At 69.2% G+C, this 7,146-nt stretch carries 5 protein-coding genes and 1 pseudogene; 5 read left to right on the forward strand and 1 reads right to left on the reverse strand.

Annotated elements, in window-relative coordinates; all coding sequences use genetic code 11:
* Positions 1-770: pseudogene (locus tag QN350_RS18610) on the forward strand (hypothetical protein); the annotation flags it as partial.
* A gap of 88 nt (positions 771-858) precedes the next feature.
* Here QN350_RS18610 and QN350_RS18615 read toward each other — a convergent pair.
* The gene (locus QN350_RS18615; RefSeq protein WP_322138074.1) at positions 859-1,887 is read right to left on the reverse strand and encodes a LacI family DNA-binding transcriptional regulator; all 1,029 of its coding nucleotides are present in this window, start codon (positions 1,885-1,887) and stop codon (positions 859-861) included.
* Between the two features lie 135 nt (positions 1,888-2,022).
* Between QN350_RS18615 and QN350_RS18620 the strand changes: the two genes are divergently transcribed.
* The 4 genes from QN350_RS18620 to QN350_RS18635 all read left to right on the forward strand — a co-directional run.
* Positions 2,023-3,330: an ABC transporter substrate-binding protein gene (locus tag QN350_RS18620; protein WP_323503714.1), complete on the forward strand. Its 1,308-nt coding sequence runs from the start codon at positions 2,023-2,025 to the stop codon at positions 3,328-3,330.
* Between the two features lie 10 nt (positions 3,331-3,340).
* Positions 3,341-4,258, forward strand: coding sequence for a sugar ABC transporter permease (locus QN350_RS18625; RefSeq protein ID WP_322138076.1), 918 nt, complete (start codon positions 3,341-3,343; stop codon positions 4,256-4,258).
* Positions 4,258-5,076, forward strand: a complete 819-nt coding sequence (locus QN350_RS18630; protein ID WP_322138077.1) for a carbohydrate ABC transporter permease — start codon at positions 4,258-4,260, stop codon at positions 5,074-5,076. Before QN350_RS18625 ends, QN350_RS18630 begins: the two co-directional genes overlap by 1 nt.
* A 2-nt stretch (positions 5,077-5,078) precedes the next feature.
* On the forward strand, positions 5,079-7,146 hold a 2,068-nt coding region (locus tag QN350_RS18635), incomplete at its 3' end, for a glycoside hydrolase family 3 protein (RefSeq protein ID WP_323517089.1).

Consider the following 7,146-nt stretch of genomic DNA (forward strand, 5'->3'; position numbering starts at 1 on the left):
GGCACGTGCTCGGTCGGGAGACCTTCCTCGCACCCGTCGCCTGGGAGTCAGGCTGGCCCGTATTCAACCCCGGTGCCGGCAGGCTCGGCGAGCGCGGCAGCACACCGTTCACGAGCGCGGATGCGCCGACCCCGGCCGAACTGCATGACACGTTCCCGCCCGGGCCGCTCGCGTCGCATTGGCTCGGCGTGCGCGGGCCGGTGCCGGGAGCGCACACCTCGGCGGCAGGGTTGCACCTCGAGCCTCCTGCGCCGCCACCCGCGTCCACGGCCCCCGCCGGGTCGACACCGACATCGGCACCACAGCCCGTGACGGGGACGCCGGCCGCGTTCCTCGGGTATCGGCTGCGGCATCCCGACGTGCGGGCGGGCATCCGCCTGGTGCTGCCGCACCCGGGGGTCACGACCGGGCTCGCCCTGCGGCAGAGCGGGGATTTCGGCCTGCGCCTCGAGCTCGCGCACGCGCCGGCCGGCTGGGCCGCGACCGCGATCGCGCGCGCCGACGGTGTCGACACGGTCCTCGGCAGGGTGCCGATCGGCCCCGTTGCGACGGGCTTCGTGCTCGGCCTCACCGCCGAGCTGTCCGCCGCTGGGGTCGAGTTCGCGGTCTCGGTGACCGGCGAGACGCGGGTCGTCGCCCTGACGGATGCCACCCTCCTGACGACCGAGCGCGCCGGCGGCTTCGTGGGCACCCTCGTCGGGCCCTTCGTGAGCGGCGAGCCCGGCCACCCGGTCACGGTCACCGCCTTCGACTACGTGCCGCTCCCCTGACCAATTCGACGGAGTTTTTGCCCGGAAAGCGCTTCAAACGCGCTCCCACGCGCAAAAAACCCAAAAAGTCCGTCGAATTGATTCGAGGTCAGACGAGAGGGGCCGTGCTGTGGCGGGTGACGAGGCTCGTCGCCAGGTCCATCCGCTGCACGGTGCCGCCCGGGGAATGCCGCATGCTGACCGCGAGGTTGGCCGCGGCCTCCGCCATCTCGGTGAGCGGCTGCCGGATCGTCGTGAGCGGCGGTCCGACCCACCGGGCGAGGGGGAGGTCGTCGTAGCCGACGACCGAGAGGTCGGCCGGGATGCGCAGCCCCAGCGCCCTGGCCGCCTCGTACACGCCCATGGCCTGGAGGTCGCTCCCCGCGAAAATGGCGGTCGGCCGGTCCGGCCGGTCGAGCAGCTCGACCGCGCGTACCCGGGCCCCCTCCGGGTGGAAGTCACCGTCGAGCACGAGTGCGGAGTCGTAGGCGATGCCGGCCGCTTCGAGGGCGGCGCGGTAACCGCCGATCCGAGCGATCGAACACAGCATATCGACGGGCCCGCCGATCATGCCGATCCGGGTGTGCCCGAGGTCGATGAGGTGCCGGGTCGCCGCGAGGCCGCCTGACCAGTTCGCCGAGCCGATCGAGGGCACGTCCGGGGTGGGCTCCCCCGCCGGGTCGACGACGACGAAGGGGATGCCGCGGGTCGCGAGCTTCTGCTTCTGCTCTCCCGAGAGGTCGGAGAAGACCAGGATCACCCCGACCGGATTGCGGGCGATCACGCCGTCGATCCACTCGACCGAGGGCGCGTGCCGGTCGCCGCTCTCGGTGAGCACGATGCTGAGCCCGTTTGCCCGCGCGACGCGCTCGACCCCGCGGATGATCTCGATCGCCCAGACGCTCTCGAGCTCGTGGAAGACGAGCTCGAGCAGGGGAGCGGAGGCCGCGGCGTCGCCGCGCCTGCTGTACCCGTTGCGGGACAGCAGGTCCTCGACCCGGGTGCGCGTCGCCGGGGCGACGTCGCCGCGCCCGTTGAGCACCTTGGAGACGGTGGAGAGCGACACGGCCGCGAGCGCGGCGATCGCCGAGAGGGTCACGCGGTCCGGGCTCTCCCGGCCTTCTTCGACGATCGACATGGGCTCATTCTTCCCCGAAGCCTCGGCCTCGTGCATCCGTTTGGTTTGTCGCTTGACGCAACAAACCCTGCGCCATAGACTCCAGTCATCCTAATCACTTTCGGCAACTACGCCGAAACTTTCGAGAGGCGTTCAATGTCGAACACGAGCAGGTGGCTCAAACGAGCCGTCGCCGCATCCGCAGTACTCGCGTTGGGAGTGACGCTCTCCGCGTGCTCGGGCGCGGGAGGCAGCACAGCAAACAGCAACCGTCCGGAGAATGTCATCCACGTCGCCGTCTACGGAGACGCGGGCAACACCGTCGAACAGGCGATGGTCGACAAATTCAACGCCACCTCCAAGGTCCAGGTCATCCTCGACCGGATCCCCGGCGCGAACTACCAGCAGAAGCTCCAGACGATCATCAGCACCGACGCGGCGCCTGACGTCTTCTTCAACTGGGGCGGCGGCAGCATCCAGCCGTTCGTCAAGGCCAACCTCCTCCTCCCCCTCACTGACATGATCAAGACGGACCCGGCCCTCCAGTCGAGCTTCCTGCCCTCCGTCTTCAACGCCGCCGCGATCGACGAAGTTCCGTACGGCATCCCGATGCGCGGCACCCAGCCGGTCATCCTGTTCAACAACAAGCAGGTCCTGACGGATGCGGGAATCACCGCACCGAAGACGTGGGACGACCTGCTCGCCGACGTCAAGGTGCTCACGGCGAAGGGCGTGACCCCGATCGCCCTCGGCGGCGCCGACCAGTGGCCGACCCTGATGTGGTTCGAGTACCTCTTCGACCGTGTTGCCGGCCCCGACCTCCTCACGAAGGCCATCGGCGGCGACACCACCGTCTGGGACTCCGCTGACGGCAAGGCAGCACTCACCAAGCTCAAGTCCCTCATCGACGCGGGCGCCTTCGGCACCAACTTCGACTCCGTGAGCTTCGTCGACGGCGGCTCGCCCGCACTGCTCCGCACCGGCAAGGCCGCCTTCGAACTCATGGGCTCGTGGGAGTACTCCACCCAGCAGACCGCGGACAAGGCGTGGACCGAAGCCAACCTCGGCTACACCGGCTTCCCGTCGATCGCCGATGGCAAGGGTGACGGCGCAGACCTCGTCGGCAACACCAACAACTACTACTCGGTCATCAAGGCCACCCGCTACCCGGACACCGCCCGCGACTTCCTGAAGCTGATGTACTCCGACGAGTTCGTCCAGGCCCAGCTTGCGATCGGCAACCTCCCCACGACGACCACGACCGAGAAATTCCTCGACCAGGCCGCCGACCCGGCATACGCGACCTTCCAGTTCAACCTGGTCAAGGACGCACCCGCGTTCCAGCTCTCCTGGGACCAGGCATACCCCCAGTCGGCGTCCGCTGACCTGAAGACCGCGGTCTCGCAGTTCTTCACCGGCAAACTCGACGTCGCCGGCTTCATCTCCGCGATGCAGGCACTCTAGGAAACTGACCATGAAGCGTCCAACCACCGGGCGCTCACGGCACTCGGGCGGCCCCAACGTGGGCCGCCCGGGCTTCGCCTGGGCCCTCCCCGCCACAATCTTCTTCGCCCTCTTCGCGATCGTCCCCCTCATCGGCGTCGCGGTGATGTCCTTCACGAGCTGGAGCGGCCTCGGCTCTCCCGAGTTCAACGGACTCGACAACTGGAACAAGCTCCTCGGCGACAAGGTCATAATGCAGAGCCTCTGGCTGAGCGCCCTGCTCACCCTGCTCGGCGTCCTCATCCAGACCCCACTGAGCATCCTGCTCGGCGTCTGGGCCGCGGGACAGCAGAAAAACCGCGCCGTCCTCTCCGCGATCTACTTCATCCCGTTGCTGCTCTCCTCCGCGGCCGTCTCGGTGCTCTGGCGGGCCCTGCTCGACCCGAACTTCGGCATCCCCGGCCAGCTGGCCGGGATCTTCGGCGGCGACGGCAACCTGCTCGGCAGCCAGGCCGGCGCGATCGCCGTGCTGACCTTCGTCGGCGCCTGGCAGTTCACTCCGCTGCACACCCTGCTCTACCAGGGTGCCGCCCGCTCGGTTCCGCCCGTGCTCTACCAGGCCGCCGAGATCGACGGCGCCGGCACGATGCGCAAGTTCTTCAGCATCACCCTGCCGCAGCTGCGCAACACCATCGTGACCTCCGGCATCCTGATGGTCGTCGGCGGTCTCACCACGTTCGACACCGTGCTCATCCTGACCAAGGGTGGCCCGGGCACCGACACCACGATCACGCCGTACTACATGTACCGGAAGGCGTTCCAGTCCTTCGACTTCGGCGTCGGCAGCGCGATCGCGCTCGTGCTCGTGGTCATCGCGACGGCCATCTCGCTCATCATGGTCAGGGCCACCGGCTACGACAAGATGAACAGCGCCCAGGAAGGCATCTGATGAAGCCCAGACCGAACTACTTCGCCGGGGCCGGCAGCATCATCTGGCTCCTGATCGTCCTCGTCCCGATCTACGTCATGGTGACGGCCACGATCCAGACGCAGCAGGGCTACGCATCCGCCGGCCCCTTGTCATTGCCGAGCTCGTTCACCCTCGACAACTTCGGCGCCCTCGTCACCGGCGGGTTCCTCACCTATGTCTGGAACACCGTCATCGTCACGGTGAGCGTCGTCGCGATCGTCGTGCTCGTCGTGCCGCCGCTCTCCTATGCGGTCGTCCGCAGCCGGAGCCGGGGCATCTCGCTGATCTTCCGCACCTTCCTGCTCGGGCTCGCGATCCCGGCCAAGGCCGTCATCGTGCCGATCTTCTACCTGATCTCTGTCGCCGGGCTCTACGACAGCCTGATCGGCATCATCCTGCCGACGGCGGCGTTCTGCCTGCCGATCTGCACCCTGATCCTGACCGGCAGCATGCGCGACATCACCCCGGAGCTCTACGAGGCCATGGCCATGGACGGTGCGACGCCGATGCGCAGCTTCTTCCAGCTCGTGCTGCCCCTCTCCAAGAGCGGCATCTCGACGATCATCGTCTTCTCCGCGCTGCAGGCCTGGAACGGGTTCCTCTTCCCCCTGATCCTGACCCAGTCGGCCTCGACCAAGGTGATCACCCTCGGCCTGTTCGACTTCCAGTCGCAGTACGGTGTCAACATTCCGGGGCTGATGGCGGCTGTGCTGCTCTCGATGCTCCCGGTTCTCTTCGTATACCTATTCGCCCGGCGCGCCCTCGTTCAGGGCCTCATGGGCGTCGGAGGCAAGTAACCATGACAGACACACTCTCCCCCGTTCCGTCCCAGGTCCCCGCCCAGGCGGATGCCGCACCGCACGCCTGGCAGGACACCGCGCGCTCCCCCGCCGAGCGCGTCGACGCCCTCCTCGCCGCGATGACCCTGCGCGAAAAGGTCGCCCAGCTCTACGGAGTCTGGGTCGGCGCCTCCAACGACGGCGGCGGCGTCGCCCCGTACCAGCACGATATGGAAGACGCCCTCGACCTTGACGCCCTCCTCCCGCACGGCCTCGGCCAGCTGACCCGGCCGTTCGGCTCCGGGCCCGTCGACGCCGCCGTCGGCATCGTCTCCCTCGCGCGCAGCCAGCGCCGCATCGTCGCGGCCGGCCGCTTCGGCATCCCGGCCCTTGCCCACGAGGAGTGCCTCGCCGGCTTCACCGCGTGGGGCGCGACCGCGTACCCGGTGCCGCTGGCCTGGGGCGCGACCTTCGACCCCGGCCTCGTGCAGGAGATGTCTGGCCGGATCGGCGCGAGCATGCGCTCCGTCGGCGTACACCAGGGCCTCGCCCCGGTGCTCGACGTCGTGCGCGACGCCCGCTGGGGCCGCGTCGAAGAGACGATCGGCGAGGACCCGACCCTCGTCGGCACCATCGCGACCGCCTATGTGCGTGGCCTCGAATCCGCAGGCATCGTCGCGACCCTCAAGCACTTCATCGGCTATTGCGCGTCGAAGGCCGGCCGCAACCTCGCCCCCGTCTCGATCGGCCGCCGCGAATTCAACGACGTGCTCGTCCCGCCGTTCGAGATGGCGGTGCGCGAAAGCGGGGTCCGTTCCGTGATGCACGCGTACACCGACATCGACGGCGTGCCGACGGCCGCGGACCCGACCGTGCTCACCGGGCTCCTCCGCGACACCTGGGGCTTCACCGGGACGGTCGTCGCCGACTACTTCGGCATCGCCTTCCTGAAGACCCTGCACTCGATCGCCGAGACCTGGGGGGATGCCGCGGTGCAGGCCCTGCGCGCCGGCGTCGACGTTGAGCTGCCGACCGTCAAGACCTTCGCCGAACCGCTCCTCGCCGAGATCGAGGCCGGCCGGCTCTCGAGCGACTACGTCGACCGCGCCGCCCGGCGCGTGCTGCTGCAGAAGCTCGACCTCGGCCTGCTCGATGCAGACTGGTCCCCGCTCCCGGTCGGCTGGACCGACGCCGATCTCACCGACGTCGAGGCCGTACGCGGGCGGGTCGATCTTGACCCCGCCGCCAGCCGGAGCGTCGCACGTCGGATCGCCGAGCAATCGGTCGTGCTGCTGACGAACGATGGACTGTTGCCCGTCGCACCGGCATCCGCTGGCGCACCGCTGCGGATCGCGGTCGTCGGCCCCAACGCGGACGACGCGCTCAACCTGCTCGGCTGCTACTCGTTCCCCGGCCATGTCGGCACCCTGCACCCCGAGGTGCCGATCGGCATCGAGATCCGCACCGTGCTCGAGGCCGTGCGCAGCGAATACCCCGCAGCGACCGTGACCTACTCCCCCGGCGTGACCGTCGACGGGACGGACGAGACCGGCATCGCGTCGGCGGCACGAGCCGCGGCCGACGCCGACCTCGTCATCATCGTGCTCGGCGACCGGCCAGGCCTGTTCGGGCGCGGGACCAGCGGGGAGGGCTGCGACGCCGAGTCGCTCGAGCTGCCCGGACGGCAATGGCCGCTGCTCGACGCGGTCCTCGCGAGCGGTACCCCCGTCGTGACCGTGCTCGTCGCCGGACGCCCGTACTTCCTGCACGATGCGCCCGAACGGGCCGCAGCCGTGCTGCAGTCGTTCTTCCCCGGTGAGGAGGGCGCAGGCGCCCTCGCCGGCGTGATCAGTGGCCGGGTGAACCCGTCCGGCCGGCTGCCGGTGAGCGTGCCGAATCGTGCGGGCGGCCAGCCCGGCGGGTACCTCGCCGCGCCGCTCGGAAGCCGGAACGAGGTCTCCAACCTCGACCCGACCGCGCGCTTCCCGTTCGGCCACGGCCTCGGTTACAGCGGCTTCGACTGGACCGACCCCGCGATCGGCGCGGCCTCGATGACCACGGATGCCGCAACAACGGTCGCGCTCACGG

It is taken from the genome of Cryobacterium sp. 10I5 (genome assembly GCF_035019865.1).
Classification (GTDB): Bacteria; Actinomycetota; Actinomycetes; order Actinomycetales; family Microbacteriaceae; genus Cryobacterium; species Cryobacterium breve_A.